This window comes from Streptomyces aurantiacus (assembly GCF_027107535.1).
GTDB lineage: Bacteria > Actinomycetota > Actinomycetes > Streptomycetales > Streptomycetaceae > Streptomyces.
In genome coordinates this window covers 3,740,739-3,763,306 of sequence record NZ_CP114283.1, presented here as the reverse complement: position 1 = coordinate 3,763,306, position 22,568 = coordinate 3,740,739, and the positions used below count along the sequence as shown (strand labels likewise).

Sequence of the window (22,568 nt, the reverse complement as noted above, 5' to 3'; positions counted from 1 at the left end):
AGCGAGGGCCGCGGGCCCGTCCGGCGGTTACTGACCCGCCCGTTCGGCCAGCTGTTCCAGCAGGGCAATGGCCTCGGCGGCCCGTGCGTGCGGCACGAAGAGGTGGTCGTGGTGCCCGCGACGACGTTGCAACTCAGGCCCGCCTCGGCGAGTACCTGGGCGACGGCGGCCGTGAGACCTACGGCGTCCAGCGCCGAGTGGATGCGCAGGGTGATCCAGCCGGCCACGTAGTCGTACGTCAGGCGTGCGGAGTCGGCGTCCTCCTGCTCGACGACGAGGGTAAGCCCCTCGTCCTCGAGGACGGTGACGACCGGCGAGAGCCCTGGGGGCGCCGTGCTGCCGGGGACGGTGGTGAAGACGTAGCGGCCCGGATGGAGGGCGGGTTCCATGCCGCGAAGCAGTCGGCCGAGGTCTCGTTCCGCGCTCGTCTTGCCGCTCATGCTCATGGTCGGAGGCTATGCCGTTTTCTTGTGCCGTTCGTGATGGCGGGCGACACGGGCGCGGTTGCCGCACGAGGGTTTGCACCACTCCTGGCGCGGGTGGTCCTTGAGGAAGTAGCGCACACAGCGCGGCGCGTGGCAGGCCCGCAGCAGCAGCCGGTCGGGGCTCGCGAGGAAGACGATGGCTGCGCGGGCCAGTGCCGGTGCCGGTCCGGTGGCGTCGCGCACCGGTTCCTGGCGTACGACGGGGTGGGCGTCCTCGGTCCACGAGAGTACGGGGACGGTCGGGGCCAGGGCCGCCCGGGCGTTCAGCCGTTCGACGGCGTCCTGTACGGGCATGAGGCGGGCGGCGTCGGCCGGGCTCGGCTCGCCGGGACGCACGGCACGGGCGAACAGGGCGCGCACGGCGGCTCGTACGTCACGTACCGCGGCCAGGTCGGCGTCGTCGGCGTGGAAGGGGTCGGTGCCGGTCTCCGGGTGCTCGCGCAACCACGCGCTGAGGCCCTCCACGGTGGCGAGGTCGTCGGCCACTCCTCCCCGACCGTCGTGGCGGACGGTCAGGGCCAGGTCCAGGGCGAGCCGTGCTTCGGCACTGATCGAGACGGTCATGAGCTAATGATATGTCTCGATGCATCCATTAGCGGGCGGGCGGCGACCGTACCGCACGAGCCCGCGTCGAACGGAGAGGGAAAGAAGGAGAGAGGAGGATCCGGCCTCCCACCGGGTCATACCGACGGGAGCGGAGACAGCCGCGCACGGGACGCCGCCCGGCCGCCACCCCTGCGAGTGAGGGCCGGGCCGAAGGCGCCTGTGTGTGCTTCCCGCGACGGTCCGCACGGGGCCGGCCGGCCTTCGAGCGGGCCTTGCAAGTGGGAAGTGGCCCCGCTGCGGGGACCCGACCTTCTCAGGTGAGGTCGAACTCCCCCTCCCGCGCCCCCGACACGAACGCGCCCCACTCCGCGGGCGTGAAGATCAAGGAGGGGCTTTCCGGGCGGCCACTGTTGCGCATCGCGATGAAACCCTCGACAAAGGCGATCTGGACATCACCCTGCCCACGGCTGCTGGAATGCCAGTCGGCGCTGCTGAGGTCCAGCTCCGGCTTGTCCCAGCCCGCGAGCGGGTGCTGCTGGATGGTGCTCTCGGCCACGTCCGTGCTCCTCCCGGTTCGTCGTCCGCGGCCAGCCTAGCTTTCGGTCACTGCCGCGCACAGGCCACGTGAGGGGGACAGCTTCAGGAGGTGGGCGGCTCGGCCCCCACCAGCCACATCGAGAAGAACTGGGACCCGCCGCCGTAGGCGTGCCCGAGGACCCGGCGGGCGCCGTCGACCTGGTGCTCTCCGGCCTGTCCCCGTACCTGGAGGGCGGCTTCGGCGAACCGGATCATCCCGGAGGCCCCGATGGGATTGGTGGACAGCACCCCGCCCGACATGTTCACCGGCAGGTCGCCGTCCAGTTCCGTGACCCCGGACTCGGTGAGTTTCCAGCCCTCTCCCTCGTCGGCGAACCCGAGGTTCTCCAGCCACATGGGCTCGTACCAGGAGAACGGGACGTACATCTCGACCGCGTCGATGTCCCGGCGCGGGTCCGTGACGCCCGCCTGCCGGTACACGTCGGCCGCGCAGTCCTTGCCCGCCTGCGGGGAGACGAAGTCCTTCCCCGCGAAGAGAGTCGGCTCGCTGCGCATGGCACCGCCGTGCATCCAGGCGGGCGGCCGCGGTGAACGGGCCGCTCCCGCACGGTCGGTGAGGATCATCGCGCAGGCGCCGTCGGAGGACGGGCAGGTCTCCGAGTAGCGGATCGGGTCCCAGAGCATGGGCGAGGCCTGGACCTTCTCCAGGGTGATGTCGTGCTCGTGGAGATGCGCGTAGGGGTTCTTGAGCGCGTTGCGGCGGTCCTTGTAGGCGACCAGGGAGCCGACCCCGTCGGGGGCGCCGGTGCGTCGCATGTAGGCGCGCACGTGCGGGGCGAAGAAGCCGCCGGCGCCGGCGAGGAGGGGTTGCTGGAAGGGGATCGGCAGGGACAGGCCCCACATGGCGTTCGACTCGGACTGCTTCTCGTAGGCGAGGGTCAGCACCGTGCCGTGGACGCGGCCCGCGATCAGGTTCGTGGCGACGAGCGCGGTGGAGCCGCCGACGGAGCCCGCGGTGTGGACGCGCAGCATCGGTTTGCCGACCGCGCCGAGGGCGTCGGCGAGGTAGAGCTCGGGCATCATGACGCCCTCGAAGAAGTCGGGGGCCTTGCCGATGACGACGGCGTCGATGTCCGCCCACGTCAACTCCGCGTCGGCGAGAGCGCGTTGGGCTGCCTCGCGGACGAGTCCCGCGATCGACACGTCCCGGCGGGCCGCGACGTGCTTGGTCTGGCCGATCCCGACGACGGCCACGGGTTCCTTGCTCATCGCGGGTCTCCTTCCAGTACGGCGACCAGGTTCTGTTGCAGACAGGGCCCCGAGGTGGCGTGCGCGAGCGCCCGGTCGGAGTCACCGCGCTGGATCCGGGCGGCCGCCTCGCCGATGCGGATGAGGCCCGCGGCCATGATGGGGTTGGCGGCGAGCGGCCCCCCGGACGGGTTGACGTCGACGGCGTCGCCGAGCCGCAGGGCCTTGCGCAGGACCACCTCCTGCGAGGTGAACGGAGCGTGCAACTCCGCTGTGTCCACGGGACGTTCGAACAGCCCCGCCCGCTCCGCCGCCAGCCGGGTCGACGGCGAGTCGGTCAGGTCCCGGACGCCCAGGCCGTGCGCCTCGATGCGGTGGTCGATGCCCCGTATCCAGGCGGGGCGCTCGCACAGTTCGCGTGCCCGCTCCCCCGCGGCGAGGATCACGGCGGCCGCTCCGTCGCCGATGGGCGGGCAGTCCCCGGTGCGCAGGGGGCGTACCGCGTAGTCGCCCCGCGGCACCGAACCGCGCAGCTGGGCATGGGAGTTGCCGGTGGCCGAGGCGCGGCTGCGGGCGGCGACCGCGGCGAGCGCCGGCTCGTCCGTGTCGCCGGAATCGATGAGTGCCTGCGCCTGGAGGGCGGCCAGGGCGATGGAGTCGGGCCACAGGGGCGCGACGTAGTACGGGTCGAGCTGCCGGGTCAGTACGTCGCGCACGGACCCGGGGGACGACTTGCCGTACGCGTACACGAGCGCGGTGTCGGCCTCGCCGGTGAGGAGCTTCGTCCAGGCCTCGTACAGCGCCCAGGCCCCGTCCATCTCCACGTGCGACTCGGAGATCGGCGGCCAGGCTCCCACGCCGTCGAGTGCCATGGTGAAGGAGAAAGCCCGGCCCGCGAGGTAGTCCGTGGAGCCGGAGCAGGTGAAGCCGATGTCACTGGTCCTCAGCCCGGTCTGCGCCAGGACCTGGTGCAGGATCGGCATGAGCATCTCCACCTCGGAGAGCTCGTCGCTGGTGCGCAGGTGGTCGGTCTGGGCGAAGGCGACGACGGCGATGTCCCTGAGCGGCCTCGGTGCGGGCATCTACAACAGCTCCTTGTACGTCTCGTAGTCCGCGTCGGGTTCGCCGGTGGGCCGGTAGTGGTCGGGGTGACCGCCCCCGTCGGGCCACACCGGCTCGACGCGCAGCCCCATGCGCACCTGGTCGTAGGGGATGCCGCCGATGCGGCCGTGCAGGGCGAGGTCGGCGCCGTCAAGCGCGATGTGCGCGTAGACGTACGGCACTTCGATGTCGAGGTTCTTCGCCTTGATGTTGACGATGCAGTAGGTGGTGACGGTGCCGCGCGGACCCACCTCGACCTGTTCCGATGTGGCCACACCACATGTGGGGCACGCACCCCTCGGCGGGACGTACACCTTGCGGCACGACGGGCAGCGCTCTCCGACGACCCTGCGGTCGCCGAGTGCGTGAAGGTAACCGGACTGGGCGCGGCCGGGCGAGTAGGTGTAGTCGAGGCGGGCGGGCGCGACGATGCCGGTCACCATGTCCTCGAACCGGCCGTCGCTGCCGGTGGGTTCGGCGCCGGCGCCGTCATACGGTTCGAAGCAGGCGATGTCGGTGATGGCACCCGACCGTTCCCCGGCCCACCGGACACGGACCCGCATCCCGGTGTGCACGGCGTCGGGGCCCGGGGCGTCGAGAGCGTGCAGGAGGGCGGTGTCGGCCCCGTCCAGTCGCACCAGGACCCAGGCGAACGGGGTGTCCAGCGGCTGGCCCCGGCGGGGTTCGTGGTTCCAGGCCCATGTGCTGACGGTCCCGGTGGGCGCGACCTCGACCAGCTCGCTGAGATCTTCGGAGGTCTCGGGGTCGTACTCGACGGGTGGCACCAGCACCCGCCCGTTCCCGGTGCGTACGCCGAGCACGACCCTCTCGCGCAGGCCCGTGAGAAAGGCGCTCTGAACGGGGCCGAGGGAGCGGGTGAAGGGGAACTCGACGACCAGGGGAGCTTTGAGGACTTCGGGCACGGGATTCTCCTTGCGGGACGGTGGGGCCGCGCCCCGTCAGGGGCGCGGCGAACTGTGCGACCGGCCACGACGGCGCCATGGCCGCGTGCCGGCCGCAGCGGGCTCACTCCCGCCGGAAGACCGGCGGACGGTGCTCGGCGAAGGCCCGCGCCCCCTCCTTCGCGTCGGCCGTGTCGAAGATCGGCCACCCCCGCTTCAGCTCGGCCGCGAGCCCGTCGGCCTCGGCCATCTCGGCGGTCTCGTACACCGACGCCTTGACGGCCTCGACCGCCAGCGGTCCGCAGGCGTTGATCTGCCCGGCGACGGCGAGGGCCTTCTCCAGGGCCGTCCCGTCGGGGACCACATGGCCGATCAGCCCGACGGCTGCGGCCTCACGGGCCGAGTACGCGCGGCCGGTGAGCAGCATCTCCAGCGCGTGCGTCCGCGGTATCTGGCGCTGGAGTCGGACCGTGGAGCCTCCGATCGGGAACAGACCGCGCTTGACCTCGAAGAGCCCGAAGGTGGCCGACTCCCCGGCGACCCGGATGTCGGTCCCCTGAAGGATCTCGGTACCACCCGCCACGCAGTGGCCCTCGACCGCGGCGATCACGGGTTTGCGCGGCCGGTGATGGCGCAGCATCGCCTTCCAGTGCAGATCGGGGTCGGCCTTGAGGCGGTCCCGGTACTGCTGCCCCTCCATCCCCTTGCCCGCGAGGGCCTTGAGGTCCATGCCCGCGCAGAAGGCGCCGCCCGCGCCGGTCAGGACGATCGAGCGGACGGAGTCGTCCGCGTCGGCCTCGACCCAGCCGTCGTACAGGCCGACCAGCATCGCGAGCGAGAGCGCGTTCTTGGCCTCGGGCCTGTTGAGCGTGAGCACCAGTGTGGCGCCTTCGCGCTGCACGGTGAGGTGTTCCGTCCCACCCATTGCCGTCCTCCCGTCTCAGGAACGAGAACAGGTTGCAGGAGTGGAGGGACCAGTTCAAGGGTTTTCTGACAGGCAGTCAGATTTCTTCTGCGCGGACCCTTCACAGTTGTGGCGGGCTTTGCTCTGATGACCGGCGAAGCGATGACGCACGTCCATTCGTCGATGCTTGCCGGGGTCAGGAGGAGCGGTGGAGTACAACCTTGCCGACCTGTTCGAGTCGGTGGCCGACGTGGTCCCCGACCGCGAGGCCCTCGTCCACATCGACCATCCCGGTACGGGAGCCGAGCGCCGCCTCACGTACGCGGAGCTGGACACGGCGGCGAACCGGATCGCGCACCACCTGATCGACAGCGGTGTCCGCCCCGGCGAGCATCTCGGGCTGCACCTCTACAACGGCATCGAGTACCTGCAGACCGTCCTTGGCTGCCTGAAGGCGCGGATCGTGCCGGTCAACGTCAACTACCGCTACGTCGAGGAGGAGTTGGTCTACCTCTACCGGGACGCGGACCTGGTGGCGCTGGTGTTCGACGCGGAGTTCACCGAACGGGTCACGGCGGCTCTGCCACGGGCCTCGACCCTGCGGCATCTCGTACGGGTGGGCGTCCCCGCACCGGACGCGCCCTCCCTGCCGTCGGTGGACTTCACCGACGCCGAGGCCGCCGGATCACCCGGACGCGACTTCCCGCCACGCTCCGCCGACGACCAGTTCATCATCTACACCGGCGGCACGACCGGGATGCCGAAGGGTGTGATGTGGCGTCAGGAAGACCTGTTCTTCTCGGGGCTGGGCGGCGGCGCCCCGACCGGAGAGCCCGTGAAGACGCCGGAGGAGCTCGCCGAGCGGGTCGCGGCCGGCGGTGACGGGATCACCTTCTTCCCCACCGCCCCGCTGATGCACGGCACCTCCACCCTCACCGCCTTCATCGGCTTCTACTTCGGCCAACGCGTCGTGATCCACAGCAAGTTCGTGCCGGCCGAGGTGCTGCGGACCGTCGAGAAGGAGAAGGTCACCAGCATGTCCCTGGTCGGCGACGCGATGCTGCGGCCTCTGATCGACGCGCTGAACGGGCCCATGAAGGGCACCGACTGCTCCTCCATGTTCAGCGTCTCCTCGTCCGGAGCGATCATGTCGGAGACGGTGCGCGCACAGTTCCAGGCCCTGGTGCCGAACGTGACGCTGCTCAACAACTTCGGTTCCTCGGAGTCCGGCTTCAACGGCACGGCGACGGCCGACTCCGGCCCCGCCCGCGGATTCCGCATCCAGGTCAACTCCCGTACTCAGGTGGTCGATCCGGCGACGTACGAGCCGGTCGCCGTCGGCGAGCCCGGCCGCGTCGCCCAACGCGGCCACGTACCCCTGGGCTACTACAACGACCCGAGGAAGACCGCCGAGACCTTCTTCGAGAAGGACGGCGAGCGGTGGGTGCTGCTCGGCGACATGGCGACCGTCGACGAGGAGGGCGTCGTCACCGTCCTGGGCCGCGGCTCGCAGTGCATCAACACCGGCGGGGAGAAGGTGTATCCGGAGGAGGTCGAGCAGGCGCTCAAGTCGCACCCGGACGTCTACGACGCGCTGGTGGCCGGAGTGCCCGACGAGACCTGGGGCAACCACGTGGCTGCCGTGGTGCAGTTGCGCGAAGGCGCGGGGCGGCCCTCACTGGGCGACATCCAGACCCACTGCCGTACGCATCTGGCGGGCTACAAGATCCCGCGCCGACTGGTGATCGCGGAAGCCATCCAGCGCTCCCCGAGCGGCAAGGCGGACTACCGGTGGGCGCGCTCGGTGGCGGCGGAGGCCGCGCAGTAGCCCCCCTCCCGCCTCTCCTGGTCGTCACCCCCGCGTTCCGCCCACCGGCAGGGGCATGCGGGAGGCTGCTCCACGACACCCGCCGGACTCCGCCGAACGGCCGTACAGCAGCACGTGAACTCCCCCGCGACGTCCCCGCGCGCCCTTGACGACCTGCCCGCGCCTTTGCCTTACTGATCCCGAACGGGGCGACCGAATGATCGGTCGCCCGCAAGGGCACGGCTGGTGAGGGAGCGGTCCCGATGGCGGATGCGACGGACCTGCTGGACGCGGGCGAGAGGCTCGACGCGGACGGTCTGCGCGCACTGCAACTGCGGCGGCTGAGGACGTCCTTGCGGCACGCGTACGAGAACGTGCCGTTCTACCGCGACTCCTTCGACAGGGCCGGGCTCCGCCCCGAGGACTGCCGCTCGCTCGCCGATCTGGCCCGCTTCCCCTTCACCACCAAGGCGGACCTGCGCGACAACTACCCGTACGGGATGTTCGCCGTGCCCCGCGACCGTATCCGCCGCGTCCATGCCTCCAGCGGCACCACGGGACGCCCCACGGTCGTCGGCTACACCGAGAACGACCTGTCCATGTGGTCCGACATGGTGGCCCGTTCGATCCGCGCGGCCGGCGGCCGGCCGGGCGACATCGCGCATGTGGCGTACGGCTACGGGCTGTTCACCGGCGGGCTCGGCGCGCACTACGGCGCCGAGCGCCTCGGCTGTACGGTCGTCCCCGCTTCCGGCGGCATGACGGCTCGCCAGGTCCAGCTGATCCAGGACCTGCAGCCCGGCATCATCATGGTGACGCCCTCGTACATGCTGACGATCCTCGACGAGTTCGAGCGGCAGGGCGTGGACCCGCGCCGCACCTCGCTGCGCGTGGGCATCTTCGGTGCCGAACCGTGGACCGAGGAGATGCGCCGCGAGATCGAGGAACGGTTCGCTGTCGACGCGGTCGACATATACGGGTTGTCGGAGGTGATCGGCCCCGGGGTGGCCCAGGAGTGCGTGGAGACGAAGGACGGACTGCACGTCTGGGAGGACCACTTCTACCCGGAGGTCGTCGATCCGCTCACCGGCGAGGTACTGCCGGACGGCGAGGAGGGTGAGCTGGTGTTCACCTCCCTCACCAAGGAGGCGATGCCCGTGATCCGCTACCGGACCCGGGACCTGACGCGGCTGATGCCCGGTACGGCCCGTGTCTTTCGCCGGATGGCCAAGGTCACCGGCCGAAGCGACGACCTGGTCATCGTGCGCGGCGTGAACCTCTTCCCCACCCAGATCGAGGAGATCGTCCTGCGCACACCGGGCGTCGCCCCGCACTTCCAGCTCCGGCTGACCCGCGAGGGCCGCCTCGACTCGCTCACCGTGCGGGCCGAGGCACGCGCCGGTGCCACGCCGGAGCTCCGCGAGACGGCCGCACGGGCCATCGCGGCGGCCGTGAAGGACGGCATCGGTGTCTCGGCGGAGGTCGAGATCGTCGAACCGGAGTCGCTGGAACGGTCGGTGGGCAAGATCAGGCGCATCGTGGACCTGCGCCCGCGCTAGGCCTTCCCGCCGAGCCGTCCAGGACTGTCAAAACACCCGCTACGGCCTGGGCGTCGAGCCGTACGCGGTCAGGAACCGGTCCCGGAAGGAGTCCATCCGCCAGACCGGAGCCTTGGAACCGGGCTTCAGCCCCTCCGTCCAGCCCCAGTCGTCGATCTTGTCGAGTACGGACTTGTCGCGGGCGACGATCGAGATCGGCACGTCCCAGTCGGCCTTGTCGCCGCTGACCCTGGCCAGGGGCTGGTGATCGCCGAGGAAGACCAGCACGGTGTTCTTGTTGCCGTACTTCACCACGTAGTCGATGAGGCTGGTCACCGAGTACTCGATGGACCTGCCGTACTCCTCCTTGACCTTGGTGGAGTCGTAGAACACGTCCGAGGCCCTCTTGCCCTCCTTCTCGATGTCCTTGTAGACCGAGCCGTCACCGACCTCGTCCCAGGGGATCGTCCTGGGGATGGGCGCCCACGGCTGGTGGCTGGAGGTCAGGATGATCTCCGACATCAGCGGCTTGTCGTGCTTCTTGCCGTGCTCCAGGCGCTCGAAGGCGCTCAGGGCGTACTGGTCGGGCATGGTCGACCAGCTGAACTTCGGGCCCTGGTAGCCGAGTTCCCGCGAGTCGTAGATGTTGTCGAGGCCGTAGAACTTTCCCTCGGGCCAGCTCTTCTGCACACCCGGCATGATGCCCACGGTCCGCCAGGCGCCGGTGCGCTTGAAGGCACCGGTGAGCGTCAGGTGATCGCCCGCGGTGACCGTGCGGTAGCGGGCCTGGTTACTGATCCACAGACCCGACAGGAAGGTGGAGTGGCCGAGCCAGCTGCTGCCCCCGTACGTCGCCGACGTGAGCCAGCCGCTCTTGGCCGAGTACCCGGCCTTGGTCAGCGCCTCGGTCTTGTCGGTGAGCGTGGCGTCCACGCCGGGGGCCGTGACCGGGTCCTCGATGGCGCTGCGGCCGTAGCTCTCGATGAAGCTGAAGATGACGTCCTTGCCGCGCAGGTCGGTGAGCAGTTGGTCGCCCGGCGTCCTGGCGAAGGTGTCCCGCCTGGCCTCCTTGGCGAACTCCGCCTCGTCCTTGAGGGTCGCCTGCACCCGGTCCACCCGGTTCTGGACGGCCCCCGCGGTGCTGCGCGCCGCGAACTGCACCCCCGCGAACTGCACGCCGAGCGCCGAACAGGCGACCCAGACGGTGCCGGCGACGAGAGTGGCCCGCGTCGCCCGGCCACTGTGCCGGGCCAGGAGGTTGGCGAGCCGGACGACGGAAAGGATCATCAGGACGAGCACGGCGAGGACGAGGACGACGACCGCGATCACGGCACCGATCGCCCCGGCCCTGCCCATCGAGTCCTCGAGGTACGACTGGGCGTCGTCGAACAGTATCCAGTCGAGCACGACGTTGAAGCCGCGCCCGAGGAATTCGTTGAAGCCGATGTCGAGAAGGTTCAGAAGGGTCAGCGCGCCGAGCGCCAGACCGGCGAGGGCCGCCGTCACCAGCCGCAGTGTCTTCGGCAGGACGATGAGGACGGCCGCGCCGAATATCGCCTCGACCGGCAGACGGGCGAACACGGCCGGCCTGAAGCGGTCCGGGTCGTTCGGCATGAGCAGCGCGAAGAGTACGAGCGCGGCGGCGAGAACGGTGACCGAGGAGGTCACGGTCCGCGACGCGACGGGGTGCCTGGCGCGCCAGCCCCGGCGGGCCACCGGCTCCTCACTCGCCGCCTTCCCGTCGGCGGGCGCGTCCTTGGTGTCCTCGGGCGCGTCCTTGGTGTCCTCGGCGGGGGCGTCCTCGCCCTCGGTTCCGGTCGGCGCGACGGCACCTTCAGCCGGTGCTTCCGGCTTCTCGGCGGGCGGGTTGTCCGCCGGTGGCTGCGCCTCCGGCGTCTCGGGTTCCTCCGGGGCTGCCTGATCCGGGTCCGGCAACTGGCGAGAGTTCGTGGTGCGAGACAACCCGAAGGTCCTTCCGTGCGAAACCCGGTGGCGACTCGGCGGACCAGGCTCGGGTGGTCGGGCCGCCGTTACTGGTACGGCTCACCGGCGGGTTCAGTTCAACCCGGCGAGGATCCCGCCACCAGGGATTCAACCACCGGGCCCGCTCGCGGGGGAATCCGCCCCGAACCGGTCCCGCAGTTCCCGCTTGAGGATCTTCCCGCTCGCGTTGCGCGGCAGCTCGTCCACGAACAGCACCCGCTTCGGTGCCTTGAAGTGCGCGAGCTCCTCGCGCACGTGGGCGACGAGTTCGTCCTCCGTGACGTCACCGCGGGGAACGACCACCGCGGTGACCGCCTCGATCCACCGCTCGTCCGGGAGGCCGATCACCGCGGCCTCGGCCACCCCGGGATGGGTGTAGAGAGCGTCCTCGACCTGCCGCGAGGCGAGCAGTACGCCGCCGGAGTTGATGACGTCCTTCACCCGGTCGACGACGGTGAAGTATCCCTCGGCGTCCCGCACCACGAGATCACCGGAGTGGAACCAGCCGTCCCGGAAGGCCTCGGCCGTCTCCTCGGGCTTGTCCCAGTAGCCCTCGCAGAGCTGCGGCGACCGGTAGACGACCTCGCCCGAGGTGCCGTCCGGTACGTCCTTGCCCTCCTCGTCGACCACCCGCGCGTCCACGAACAGCACCGGGCGTCCGCAGGAGGCCAGCCGCTTCTTCCGGTGCTCGTGCGGCGCGAGGACCATGGACAGCGGACCGATCTCGCTCTGACCGAAACAGTTGTAGAAGGCCAGCTTCGGCAGCCGGGACCGCAGCCGTTCCAGTACGGGCACCGGCATGATCGAGGCCCCGTAGTACGCCTTGCGCAGCCCGCTGAGGTCACGTGTCGCGAAGTCGGGGCGGTTCGACAGACCGATCCAGACGGTGGGCGGCGCGAAGAGGCTGTCCGCCCGGCCGGCCTCGACGAGGTCGAAGAGCTGGTCGGCGTCGGGAGCGTCGAGGATGGTGTTCCGGGCGCCCACCGCCAGGTACGGCAGCAGGAAGACGTGCATCTGCGCCGAGTGGTAGAGCGGCAGTGAGTGCACGGGCAGGTCACCGGCGCTCAGGTCGAGAGCGGTGATCGCGCTCAGGTACTCGTGCACCAGCGCGCGGTGGGTCATCATCGCGCCCTTGGGCAGCGCGGTCGTGCCCGAGGTGTAGAGCAACTGCACCAGGTCTTCGGTGCGCGGCTCGGGGCCGTCGTACGCGGGCGTCGAGTCCAGCCGCGCGAGCAGCGAGTCCTCGGCGTCGCGCAGCGGCAGCACGCGTACCCCGTCGGGGAGCCGGTCCGTGAGGTCCGGGTCGGCCAGGACGAGCGCGCTGCCGGACTGGCCGACGATGTACGCGAGGTCGTCGCCCGTCAGGTTCTGGTTGACCGGCACGTGGACGAGCCCGGCGCGGGCGCAGGCCAGGAAGCCGATGAGGTACGCGTCCGAGTTGTGCCCGTAGGCGCCGACGCGGTCACCGGGGGCCAGGGCCGAGGAGCGCAGCACCTGGGCCGCCCGTGAGACGGCCTCGTCGAGTTCGGCGTACGTCCAGGAGCGCTCGCGGTAGGTGACCGCGACGCGTGCCGGGGTGCGCCGGGCGCTGCGCCGCAGCACCCCGTCCACCGTGCTGCCGTGTCCAGGCGTCATGGCACATGATCCTCGGCCCGTCCACGCGGCAGGTCAAGCCGGACGGGCACCGGGCTTGGGCCCTCGCCCCAGGCCGCCCCACGCAGATCCGAACCACATGGGGCGGACCTACGTGGAGGCGGACCACATGGGGTGGGACCACACACCTCGCCACCCAGACCTCACACGGCCCGTGTGCGGCCCTCCCAGTACGGGTCCCGCAGGCGCCGCTTGTACAGCTTGCCGTTGGGGTCGCGTGGCATCGCCTCGATGAAGTCGACGCTCCCGGGCCGTTTGTATCCGGCCAGTTGCCGTTCGCAGTGCCCCAGGATCTCCACGGCCAGCGCTTCGCCCGGCTCGAAGCCGGGGGCGGGTTCGATGACCGCCTTCACTGCCTCGCCCCAGTCGTCGTGCGGTATCCCGAAGGCGGCCGCGTCGGCGACGGCGGGGTGGGTGAGCAGCGCGGCCTCGATCTCGGCGGGGTAGATGTTGACCCCGCCCGAGATGATCATGTCGATCTTCCGGTCACGGAGGAAGAGATACCCGTCCTCGTCGAGATATCCCAGGTCACCGACGGTGAAGAAGTCCCCGATGCGGTTCTTCCTCGTCTTGGCCTCGTCCTTGTGGTACGAGAATCCGCCGGTGCTCATCTTCATGTAGACGGTGCCGAGTTCACCGGGCGGCACCCTGTTCCCGTCGTCGTCGAAGACGGCGAGTTCGCTGATCGGCCAGGCCTTGCCGACCGTGCCGGGCTTCTTCAGCCAGTCCTCGGCGGTGGCGAAGGCGCCACCGCCTTCACTGGCCGCGTAGTACTCCTCGACGCTGTGGCCCCACCACTCGATCATGGCGCGTTTCACGTGGTCCGGGCAGGGGGCGGCGCCGTGGATGGCATGCCGCATGGACGACACGTCGTACGCCGCCCTGGTGTGCTCCGGCAGCGCCAGCAGGCGGTGGAACTGCGTCGGGACCATGTGGGTGTGCGTGCACCGGTGGGTGTCGATGAGCCGGAGCATCTCCTCGGGCGTCCACTTGTCCATCAGCACCAGCTGGTGCCCGATGTGCAGGGACGCGCCCGCGAACTGGAGGACGGCCGTGTGGTAGAGCGGCGAACACACCAGATGCACGTTGCCGTCGAACGGCTTGATGCCGAAGATGCCGAGGAATCCGCCGAGATACGTCTCCTCGGGGAGCTTGCCGGGCAGCGGGCGCCTGATGCCGCGCGGACGGCCCGTGGTGCCGGAGGTGTAGTTCATGACCCAGCCGAGCGTCCGGTCTCCGGGCACTGATCCGGGCCGGCCGTCGAGGAGTTCACCGTACGGCCGGAAGCCCTCGACGGAGCCGACCGCGTACCGCCGGTTCTCGGGGAGCTTCGCCTCGTCGGCCGCGTGGCGGGCGGCGGCGCCGAACCGCTCGTGCGCGATCAGCACCTTGGCCCCGGAGTCGGCGACGATCCAGGCGATCTCGGGCCCGACGAGATGGTGGTTGACGGGCACGAGGTAGAAACCGGCCTGCGAGGCGGCGAGGTACGCGGTGAGGAACTCGACGCCGTTGGGCAGGACGACGGCGAAGGCGTCACCGCGATCGAGGCCGGCGGCGCGCAGTGCGTGCACCAGCCGGTTCGCCTCGGCGTGCAGTCGGCCCGCGGTCCACTCCTCTCCGTCGGTCGCGACGAGGACGGTGCGCTCGGGGTCGGCGGTGGCCTGGGCCCAGAAGCCGCCTGGGGGCTGACTCACTCGTGGCTCCTTCCGGCGATGCGGTCGAGTCGGTCCACGGCCTTCTCGAAGTCGCGTGTGAGGTCGTCGACGACTTCCTGGACGCCGCGTTCGCTGTTCATCCGGCCGACGATCTGTCCCACGGGCGTGCCGAGCAGTGGCTCCACCTCGTGCTTCTGGATCCGTGAGACGGCCTCGGCGACGAGCAGGCCCTGCAGGGGCATGGGGAGCGTCCCGGGACCGTTCGGGTCGTCCCAGGCGTCGGTCCATTCGGTGCGCAGCTGCCGTGCGGGTTTCCCGGTCAGCGCGCGCGAGCGGACCGTGTCGCCGGACCCGGCGGCCAGCAGCTTCTGGGTCAGTGCGCGCGAGTGCATGTCGGCCTCTGTGGTGGTCAGCCATATGGAGCCGAGCCACACACCCTGGGCGCCGAGTGTGAGCGCGGCGGCCATCTGCTGACCGCTGCCGATGCCGCCCGCCGCGAGCACGGGCAGCGGCGCGACGGCTTCGACGACCTCGGGGGTGAGCACCATCGAGGCGATCTCACCGGTGTGGCCGCCGGCCTCGTAGCCCTGGGCCACGACGATGTCGATGCCCGCCTCCGCGTGTTTGCGCGCGTGCCGGGCGCTGCCCGCGAGCGCGGCGACGAGTACACCCTGCCCGTGGGCGCGCTCGATGACGTCGGCGGGCGGCGAACCGAGCGCGTTGGCCAGCAGCTTGATCGGATAGTCGAAGGCGACGTCCAGCTGGGTGCGGGCGACCTGCTCCATCCAGCCGGTGATGCGCCAGCCGGAGACCTCGCCCTCGGCGAGCTCAGGCACGCCGTACTTGGCCAGGGTGTCCTTGACGTACTGGCGGTGCCCCTCGGGGATCATCGCCTCCACGTCGGCCTCGGTGACTCCTTCGACCTTCTTGGCGGGCATGACGACGTCCAGCCCGTACGGCATTCCGTCGACATGTGCCTCGATCCAGTCGAGGTCGCGCTTGAGGTCGTCGGGGGCGGTGTAGCGGACCGCGCCGAGCACGCCGAGTCCGCCGGCCCGGCTGATGGCAGCGGCGACGGCGGGGAACGGCGTGAAGCCGAAGAGGGCGTGCTCGACTCCCAGTTTCTTGCTCAGCTCCGTCTGCATGGGCGCAGGATGCCGCAGTCCTCCGGACGAAGGAAGACTTTTTCTGATGCACCGTCAGTTTTCTCGGTCCGCGAAGAGTCGGAGCGGCACCGTTGACACCGGACTCGCCCGACACAAAAGTTTCATCGGGCACGGCGAACCCGGAAAGATACTTTCAGGCGGCGCGACAGGAGGCTCTTCGATGGCGGACAGAGCGGGCGGCGGGCCGTCCCGTCGGCAACTGGGCCGGGGCCTGACGGCGCTCGGCGGCGCACTGATCCTGGCGCCCCTGCCGGCTGCCTCGGCGGCCCCCGGTGCCACAAAGAGCAACAGCGGTCGCGGCCGTCACCCGACCCTGCGCCGCGGCTCCGCCGAACGCGCCGGTCTGCTCCCCGCCCCTCTGCGCCAACTGGTCGACGAAGCCGAGACGTTCCTCGGCCCCTCCCCCGAACACCCTTGGTACGCGGGCGCCGTGCTGCTCGCGGGACGCGGCGGCACGGTCGCCCTCCACCAGCCGATCGGCAAGGCGGTGCGCTACTCGGCGTACGACGAGAAGACCGACACGGCCGTGGAGTTGCCCGCCGAGCAGCAGATCCCGATGGCCGAGGACACGGTCTTCGACCTCGCCTCGGTGTCGAAGCTGTTCACATCGATCCTCGCCGTGCAGCAGATCGAGCGCGGCACGCTGGAGCTGGAGGGCAGGGTCGCCTCGTACCTCCCGGACTTCGGCGGCGCGGGCAAACAGGACATCACAGTCCGTCAACTCCTCACGCACACGTCGGGTTTCCGCGCCTGGATCCCGCTCTACAACGCACCGACCCACGAGGACAAGCTCCGGCTCATCTGGAAGGAGGCACCGCTCAACCCGCCGGGCACCACGTACCTCTACTCGGACCTCAACCTGATCTCGCTCCAGCTCGTCCTGGAGAAGATCACCGGCCGCCCCCTGGACGCCCTGCTCCGCGACGGGATCACCGCGCCGCTCGGCATGCGCCGCACCCGCTTCAACCCACCGCCCTCCTGGAAGCCGCGGATCGCCGCCACCGAGGACGCCCGCAAACCCTGGTCCGGCCTCGACCGTGGTCTCGTATGGGGTGAGGTGCACGACGAGAACGCGTACAGCCTGGGCGGCGTGGCGGGTCACGCCGGTGTCTTCTCCACCGCGTGGGACCTCGCGGTCCTCGGCCGTACGCTGCTCAACGGCGGCGTGTACGGCAGGGCTCGCATCCTGGAACCCGAGTCGGTGGACCTGATGTTCACCGACTTCAACACGGCCTTCCCCGGGGACGAGCACGGTCTCGGCTTCGAGCTGTACCAGCACTGGTTCATGGGAGCCATGGCCACCCCGCGCACCGCCGGTCACACCGGATTCACCGGGACGTCCCTGGTCCTCGACCCGACGACGGACTCCTTCCTCGTCGTGCTCGGCAACTCCGTGCACCCCGTGCGCAGTTGGCGATCAGGCTCCGCTCCCCGAGTCGCCGCCGCCAACAACCTGGCCCGCGCGGTGCCGGTCCGGCCCGCCCGAGGGCGTACGGCCTGGTTCTCCGGCATGGCGGCCGGCACGTCCGCGACGCTGACCCTGCCCGCGCTGGACGTCGGGGCCGGAGGCCGCCTTCGGTGCGCCCTGTGGTGGGACGTCGAACCGCAGGCGGACGCCCTCTTCCTGGAGTCCTCGGCGGACGGTGGCACGACCTGGCAGGCGGTGCCGTTCAGCACCGTGCGTCGCGGGCAGGCTCCGCAGGAGCATCCCGCCGGGTCGGTGACGGGCTGGTCGGGCCGGGCCTGGCACCGGCTCGACGCGGATCTTCCCGTGGCCGGCCGGTTCGTCCTGCGCTGGCGGTACACGACGGACCGGCTCTACGTGGGCCGGGGCGTGTACGTCGACGCGCTGCGGGTGCGGGACGACGGCCGGGTCGTGTTCGACGAGGCCCGGCCGGCGGACGCCACACGCGTCGAGGCCGTGGGCTGGGTGGCGTCCTCGACCTGAGTACCCGGCGGCGGCGAAGTCCCCTGCCGCAAGCCGCTTTCGGCGGTGTGCCGTCCGTGGTGGACACGCCTGCGGCTCGCGGCGCCGGGGTGTTGCTCGCGCGGATTCCCTCGCCCCTGTCGGGGCCCTACGAGGCTTCCAGGAGTGCCATGGCCGCGTTGTGCCCCGGTACCCCGCTCACCCCTCCTCCGCGTACCGCGCCCGCGCCGCAGAGCAGGACGTTGGCGTGCCGGGTCTCGACGCCCCAGCGGCCGGTGCCCTCCTGGATGTGGGGGAAGGCCAGGTCGCGGTGGAAGATGTTGCCGCCGGGCAGCCTGAGGTCGCGTTCCAGGTCGAGGGGCGTCTTCGCCTCGATGCAGAGGCGGCCGTCCGCGTCGGTCGCCAGACAGTCGGTGAGCGGTTCGACGAGGTGCGCGTCCAGTTGCGCCAGGGTCGACTTGAGGAGTTCCTCGCGTACGCCGTCGTTGTCACGCGCGAAGAGCCGGGCGGGCGTGTGGAGGCCGAAGAGCGTGAGGGTGTGGCAGCCCTGCTGGACGAGGTCGGGTCCCAGGATCGTGGGATCGGTGAGCGAGTGACAGTAGATCTCCGAGGGCGGCGCCTCGGGCAGCGCACCGGACGCGGCCTGCGCGTGCGCGGTCGCGAGCTGCTCGTAGCCCTCGGCGATGTGGAAGGTGCCGGAGAAGGCCTCGCAAGGGTCGACGGACGTGTCGCGCAGCCGGGGCAGCCGCTTCAGCAGCATGTTCACCTTGAGCTGGGCGCCCTCGGCGGGGGCCGGCGGCTCGTCGCCGGTCAGTCGCGCGAGCTCCTGCGGGGAGGCGTTGACGAGGACGTGCCGGGCCGCGACGGTCCCCTCGCCCTCCGCGCTCCGGTAGGTGACCTCGGCGGAGCGTCCGTCGGTCTCGACCCGGAGCGCCTCGTGGCCGGTCGCGAGGACCGCGCCGGCGCCTCGCGCCGCGCCGGCCAGTGCGTCGGTGAGCGCCCCCATGCCACCGACCGGCACGTCCCAGGCTCCGGTGCCGCCGCCGATCACGTGATAGAGGAAGCAGCGGTTCTGCCGCAGGGAGGGATCGTGGGCGTCGGCGAAGGTGCCGATGAGCGCGTCGGTGAGGACGACCCCCCGTACGAGGTCGTCGGCGAAGGTGTTCTCGACGGCCACCCCCAGCGGTTCCTCGAAGAGGATGCGCCAGGCCTCCTCGTCGTCGATACGGCGGCGCAGTTCGTCGCGCGTGGGGAGCGGTTCGGTCAGGGTGGGAAACACCTGCTTCGCGACGCGGCCGGTCATGCCGTAGAAGCGCTGCCAGGCCTGGTACTCGCGGCCCGAGCCGGTGAGCCGGGCGAAGGCTTCCCTGGTGCGGCGCTCACCGCCGCCGATGAGCAGTCCGGCGGGCCGCCCGTCGCGTTCGGTGGGCGTGTAGGAGGACACGGTCCGGCCGCGCACCCGGAAGTCCAGACCCAGGTCCCGGACGATCTTCCGGGGCAGCAGGCTGACCAGGTAGGAGTAGCGCGACAGCCGCGCGTCGACCCCGGCGAACGGCCGGGTCGAGACGGCGGCGCCGCCGGTGTTCCCCAATCGCTCCAGGACGAGGACGGACTTCCCCGCGCGGGCCAGGTAGGCGGCGGCGACCAGACCGTTGTGGCCCCCGCCGACGATGACGACGTCGTGTTCCCGGTGTCCCTCGTGTGCAGCCATGCTTCTTGGTAACACGCGATGATCTAGGTCGGCCAGGCATACGCGGCACCCGGCGGGCACCCGACCGGGCGCCAGAAGCCCGCCCGGCGCGGACCCCACCCCCGGCCAACCGTCCGGAGGCGCCCCGGGCCGCACCCCGCAGGAGGCGCGGAGAACTGCGCGCCCAGCCCCACACGACCCGCAGCCGAGAAATGCCCGCGGCCGTGGCTGTGCCGGACGCGAGCGGGCGGCACAGCCCAGCCCCCCAGCCCTCTGCCCCAGGGGCAGAGGCAGGACGGCCCGGCGTCACCGTGCCCCGGACGCCCGCTGCTGCCGCAAAGCCGCCACCCTCCGGTACAACTCGACCGCCTCCGCCCCTCGACCGAGCTGCTCCAGGCAGTGGGCCTCGTCGTTGCGGCTGGCCAGCGCGTCCGGATGGTCGGCGCCGAGGACACGTTCCCGCGCGTCGGCCACCTGCCGGTACTCGGTGAGGGCGTCGGTCCAGCGCCCGAGCCAGCCGAGACCGACGGCGACCTCACGGCGGCTCACCAGGGTGTCCGGGTGGTCGGGCCCGAGGACACGCTCCCGGACGGCGCACACGTCGCGGGACTCGGCGAGGGCCTCCTCCCAGCGGCCGAGCCGGCCCAGGTTGACCCCGAGCCCGTGCCGGGCGCGCAGGGTCTCGGGGTGGCCGGGGCCGTGGACGCGGATGCGGTCGTCGATCAGGCCCCGGTACAGCTCCAGGGCCTGGGCGCTGCGTCCGAGCCTGCCGAGACTGATGCCGACCTCGTAGCGGGCGGCGAGCGTGTCCGGATGGTCGGGGCCGAGCGCCTGCGCCCTGGCCCCGGCGACCTCCTGGTAGGTCTGCAGCGCCTCAGGCCACCGACCCAACTGGCCAAGCGCGTACGCCACTTCGTAGCGGGTGACGAGCGTGTCGGGGTGGTTCGGGCCCAGCACCCGGGCGCGGGCCACAGCCACCTCGCTCGCCATCCGGTACGAGTCCTCCAGCCGCCCGAGCCTGCTCAGGTTGAAGGCGAGGTTGTGGCGGCAGCGCAGGGTGTCCGGATGGTCGGGTCCCATGGCGTGTTCCCGGCTGGCCAGCACCGCCGTGTAGACCTGGTGCGCCTCGAAGTGGCGCCCCAACTGGCCCAGCACGTAGGCCGTTTCCTGCCGGGCGGCCAGTGTGTCCGGGTGGTCGGGGCCGAGGACGTGTTCCCTGGTCCGCGCCACGTGCCCGTATTCGCGCAGCGCGTCGGCGGGGCGGCCCGTGCGGCTGAGGGTGAAGCCGACCTCGTACCGGCTGGCCAGTGTGTCGGGGTGGTCGGGCCCGAGGGCGTGTTCGCGTTCGACGGCGACCGCGCGGTGCACCTCGCCGGCCTCCGCCCAGCGGCCCAGCCGTCCCAGACTCAGCCCCGCGTTGTGGCGGCCGGTGAGGGTGGTGAGCAAGTCCGGTGACGGGGCAGGCCGTTCGGCGATCACGGGCTCATGGGCCCGGCGGGTGTCGGTGCGGGCTATCCAGTCGCCGGTGAGCCCCGCGGCGGCGTCCGGCGGCGTGGTGCGCAGTCCGGCCCCGGTCGCCTTGTGACCGGTGGTCATTCCGCGGGTCCAGGACGGCAGGCGCGCCTCGCGCGGCGCGGGCCGCTCCGTCGTCCCGCGCCCCAGGGGGGCCGACACGACGGTCGGCACGTACGCGGGCGTGGTGCGGCCCTCGCCGATACGGCGACCCAGCTCACGGGCGTCGTGCGGCCGCTGCCCGGGCTCCTTCGCCAGCAGGTCGAGGATGATCCCGTCCAGGTACTCGGGGAGTTCCGACCGGTGGCTGCGCGGTGGTTCGGGGAGCGTGTCCCGGTGGCCGACCAGAACCGCCCACGCGTCGTCGAGATCGAACGGCGGGGCGCCGGTGGCGATCTCGTACAGCACACAGCCGAAGGAGTAGAGGTCGCTGCGCTGGTCGACCTGGACCCCGCCGATCTGCTCGGGCGACATGTAGTGCGGGGTGCCCATCGCGATGCCGGTTCCGGTCAGGCGCGACGTGAAACCGATGTCGGCGCCGAGCCGGGCGATGCCGAAGTCGCAGATCTTCACCGTGCCGTCGTCGAGCCGCATGATGTTGGCGGGCTTCAGGTCGCGGTGCACGATGCCCTGTTGGTGGGTGTAGGCGAGGGCGGCGGCCACCTGGTCGGCGACCTCCACGATGTCGGCGACGGGCAGCGGGTGGTTCTTGTTGTCCTCCAGGAGCTGGCTCAGGTTGCGCCCGTCGAGCAGCTCCATCACCAGGTACAGGACGCCGTCGGACTCCCCGAAGTCGTGGACGACCGTCACCCCCCGGTGCTGGAGGGCCGCGGCCACCCGCGCCTCGCGGCGGAACCTCTCCCGCAGGACACGGGTGAACGAGTGGTCGTGATGATGCCCCAGCGGTTTGAGGCACTTGACGGCGACCTGTCTGCCCAGCGACTCGTCCCGGGCGCGCCACACCTCCCCCATGCCGCCTCGACCGATCAGGTCGAGCAACCGGTACCGGCCCTGGATGAGCCTGGTGTCCCCCATCTGCCGCGATCGCCCCCGTCGTCCGGACCCGCCCTCCCCTGGCTCGTCCAGTATGGCGAGCTATGGTCCGACTTTGTACGGCGCGGGGCGCGAGCCGGGGCCGAGCCGTGACATGGCGCGCACAATGTGTTTGGGCGGCAGTTGCCAGCGCAGACGTGCGGGAACACAGCGCAGCACGGTGCCGGTGAGACGCAACTGCCGGGTCACGGCACGGGGCGACCGTACGGATCTTCCGTACAACTCATGGGCGTACGGCGGCAGTGAGGCGTATGCCGACTGCGCCACCCACCGCCACAGCAGTGCGCGCGCCGGGACCAGCAGCGGGTGGACCGGCGGTCCGCGCAGGAAGTCGTCGACGTCCCGCGCCTCCGCTCCCGCGGCCAGTTCGGGCCGCGTCTTCTCGAAGTACGCGGCCAGTTCCCGCTGGTCGGACGGTACTCCGGCGGGGTCGAGGCCCACCAGCCGTGCGCTGACGCGGTGTTCACCGATGTACCGGTCGGCCTGCGCGTCCGTGAGACGGAAGCCGGAGCGGCGCAGGACGTGCAGGTAGGAGTCGATCTCGGCGCAGTGCACCCACAGCAGTAGTTCCGGTTCGTCGATCCGGTAGCGCTCCCCGGTGTCGGGGTCGGTCGCCGTGAGCATCGTGTGAATCTTCCGCACCCTCGCACCGGCCTCCTCGGCCGCCTCTTTCGTCCCGTACGTCGTGGTGCCGACGAAGTGGGCGATACCCATCAGGCGGCCCCAGGCGTCCTTGTGGAAGTCGGAGTTCTGCGTGACGCCGCGCACCGCTCGCGGGTGCAGTGCCTGGAGGTAGAGCGCGCGGACGCCGGCGACCCACATCATGGGGTCGCTGTGCATCTGCCAGGTCACGGACTTCGG

16 protein-coding genes and 1 pseudogene are annotated in these 22,568 nt (G+C 71.0%); 3 read left to right on the top strand and 14 right to left on the bottom strand.

Features of this window, described 5'->3' with window-relative positions:
- Positions 1 to 27: 27 nt before the first annotated feature.
- From O1Q96_RS18490 to O1Q96_RS18460, 7 genes and pseudogenes are all read right to left on the bottom strand, one after another.
- Positions 28 to 440, bottom strand: a pseudogene (locus O1Q96_RS18490) (ACT domain-containing protein).
- A gap of 15 nt (positions 441 to 455) precedes the next feature.
- Positions 456 to 1,049, bottom strand: a complete 594-nt coding sequence (locus O1Q96_RS18485) for a CGNR zinc finger domain-containing protein (protein ID WP_269249239.1) — start codon at positions 1,047 to 1,049, stop codon at positions 456 to 458.
- Between the two features lie 295 nt (positions 1,050 to 1,344).
- Positions 1,345 to 1,587 carry a DUF397 domain-containing protein gene (locus tag O1Q96_RS18480; RefSeq protein ID WP_055617755.1) on the bottom strand — a complete coding sequence of 81 codons (243 nt, stop codon included), beginning with the start codon at positions 1,585 to 1,587 and terminating at the stop codon, positions 1,345 to 1,347.
- A gap of 83 nt (positions 1,588 to 1,670) precedes the next feature.
- Positions 1,671 to 2,837 (bottom strand): thiolase domain-containing protein, encoded by a 1,167-nt coding sequence (locus O1Q96_RS18475; RefSeq protein ID WP_269249238.1) that lies wholly within the window; start codon positions 2,835 to 2,837, stop codon positions 1,671 to 1,673.
- Complete coding sequence (locus O1Q96_RS18470) at positions 2,834 to 3,898, bottom strand: thiolase domain-containing protein (protein ID WP_269249237.1); 1,065 nt, start codon at positions 3,896 to 3,898, stop codon at positions 2,834 to 2,836. Before O1Q96_RS18470 ends, O1Q96_RS18475 begins: the two co-directional genes overlap by 4 nt.
- Positions 3,899 to 4,840, bottom strand: a complete 942-nt coding sequence (locus O1Q96_RS18465; RefSeq protein WP_269249236.1) for a Zn-ribbon domain-containing OB-fold protein — start codon at positions 4,838 to 4,840, stop codon at positions 3,899 to 3,901.
- A 103-nt stretch (positions 4,841 to 4,943) separates the two neighbouring features.
- On the bottom strand, positions 4,944 to 5,744 hold the full coding sequence (locus tag O1Q96_RS18460; RefSeq protein ID WP_269249235.1) for a crotonase/enoyl-CoA hydratase family protein: 801 nt from the start codon (positions 5,742 to 5,744) through the stop codon (positions 4,944 to 4,946).
- Positions 5,745 to 5,931: 187 nt separating this feature from the next.
- On the opposite strand from O1Q96_RS18460, the gene O1Q96_RS18455 reads away from it, so the two are divergent.
- Together O1Q96_RS18455 and paaK are read left to right on the top strand one after the other, a co-directional pair.
- The gene (locus O1Q96_RS18455; RefSeq protein ID WP_269249234.1) at positions 5,932 to 7,551 is read left to right on the top strand and encodes an acyl-CoA synthetase; all 1,620 of its coding nucleotides are present in this window, start codon (positions 5,932 to 5,934) and stop codon (positions 7,549 to 7,551) included.
- A gap of 242 nt (positions 7,552 to 7,793) precedes the next feature.
- Positions 7,794 to 9,089: a phenylacetate--CoA ligase PaaK gene (gene paaK, locus O1Q96_RS18450; protein WP_269249233.1), complete on the top strand. Its 1,296-nt coding sequence runs from the start codon at positions 7,794 to 7,796 to the stop codon at positions 9,087 to 9,089.
- A 39-nt stretch (positions 9,090 to 9,128) separates the two neighbouring features.
- Here the strand turns inward: paaK and O1Q96_RS18445 are convergent, their stop codons facing one another.
- The 4 genes from O1Q96_RS18445 to O1Q96_RS18430 form a co-directional block, all read right to left on the bottom strand.
- Positions 9,129 to 11,030, bottom strand: a complete 1,902-nt coding sequence (locus O1Q96_RS18445) for an alkaline phosphatase family protein (RefSeq protein ID WP_419586913.1) — start codon at positions 11,028 to 11,030, stop codon at positions 9,129 to 9,131.
- A gap of 129 nt (positions 11,031 to 11,159) precedes the next feature.
- The gene (locus tag O1Q96_RS18440; RefSeq protein ID WP_269249231.1) at positions 11,160 to 12,686 is read right to left on the bottom strand and encodes an acyl-CoA synthetase; all 1,527 of its coding nucleotides are present in this window, start codon (positions 12,684 to 12,686) and stop codon (positions 11,160 to 11,162) included.
- Positions 12,687 to 12,847: 161 nt separating this feature from the next.
- Positions 12,848 to 14,398, bottom strand: a complete 1,551-nt coding sequence (locus tag O1Q96_RS18435) for an acyl-CoA synthetase (protein ID WP_269249230.1) — start codon at positions 14,396 to 14,398, stop codon at positions 12,848 to 12,850.
- Positions 14,395 to 15,504, bottom strand: coding sequence for an NAD(P)H-dependent flavin oxidoreductase (locus tag O1Q96_RS18430; RefSeq protein ID WP_269249229.1), 1,110 nt, complete (start codon positions 15,502 to 15,504; stop codon positions 14,395 to 14,397). Before O1Q96_RS18430 ends, O1Q96_RS18435 begins: the two co-directional genes overlap by 4 nt.
- 181 nt (positions 15,505 to 15,685) lie before the next feature.
- Here O1Q96_RS18430 and O1Q96_RS18425 point away from each other — a divergent pair, with 181 nt between their 5' ends.
- On the top strand, positions 15,686 to 17,473 hold the full coding sequence (locus tag O1Q96_RS18425; RefSeq protein ID WP_269249228.1) for a serine hydrolase domain-containing protein: 1,788 nt from the start codon (positions 15,686 to 15,688) through the stop codon (positions 17,471 to 17,473).
- Positions 17,474 to 17,600: 127 nt separating this feature from the next.
- Here the strand turns inward: O1Q96_RS18425 and O1Q96_RS18420 are convergent, their stop codons facing one another.
- The 3 genes from O1Q96_RS18420 to O1Q96_RS18410 form a co-directional block, all read right to left on the bottom strand.
- A complete protein-coding gene (locus tag O1Q96_RS18420; protein WP_269249227.1) occupies positions 17,601 to 19,163 on the bottom strand; it encodes a phytoene desaturase family protein in 1,563 nt (520 codons plus the stop codon).
- A 285-nt stretch (positions 19,164 to 19,448) separates the two neighbouring features.
- Positions 19,449 to 21,689 carry a serine/threonine-protein kinase gene (locus tag O1Q96_RS18415; protein WP_269249226.1) on the bottom strand — a complete coding sequence of 747 codons (2,241 nt, stop codon included), beginning with the start codon at positions 21,687 to 21,689 and terminating at the stop codon, positions 19,449 to 19,451.
- 60 nt (positions 21,690 to 21,749) lie between these two features.
- On the bottom strand, positions 21,750 to 22,547 hold the full coding sequence (locus O1Q96_RS18410) for an oxygenase MpaB family protein (RefSeq protein WP_269253636.1): 798 nt from the start codon (positions 22,545 to 22,547) through the stop codon (positions 21,750 to 21,752).
- Positions 22,548 to 22,568: the final 21 nt, after the last annotated feature.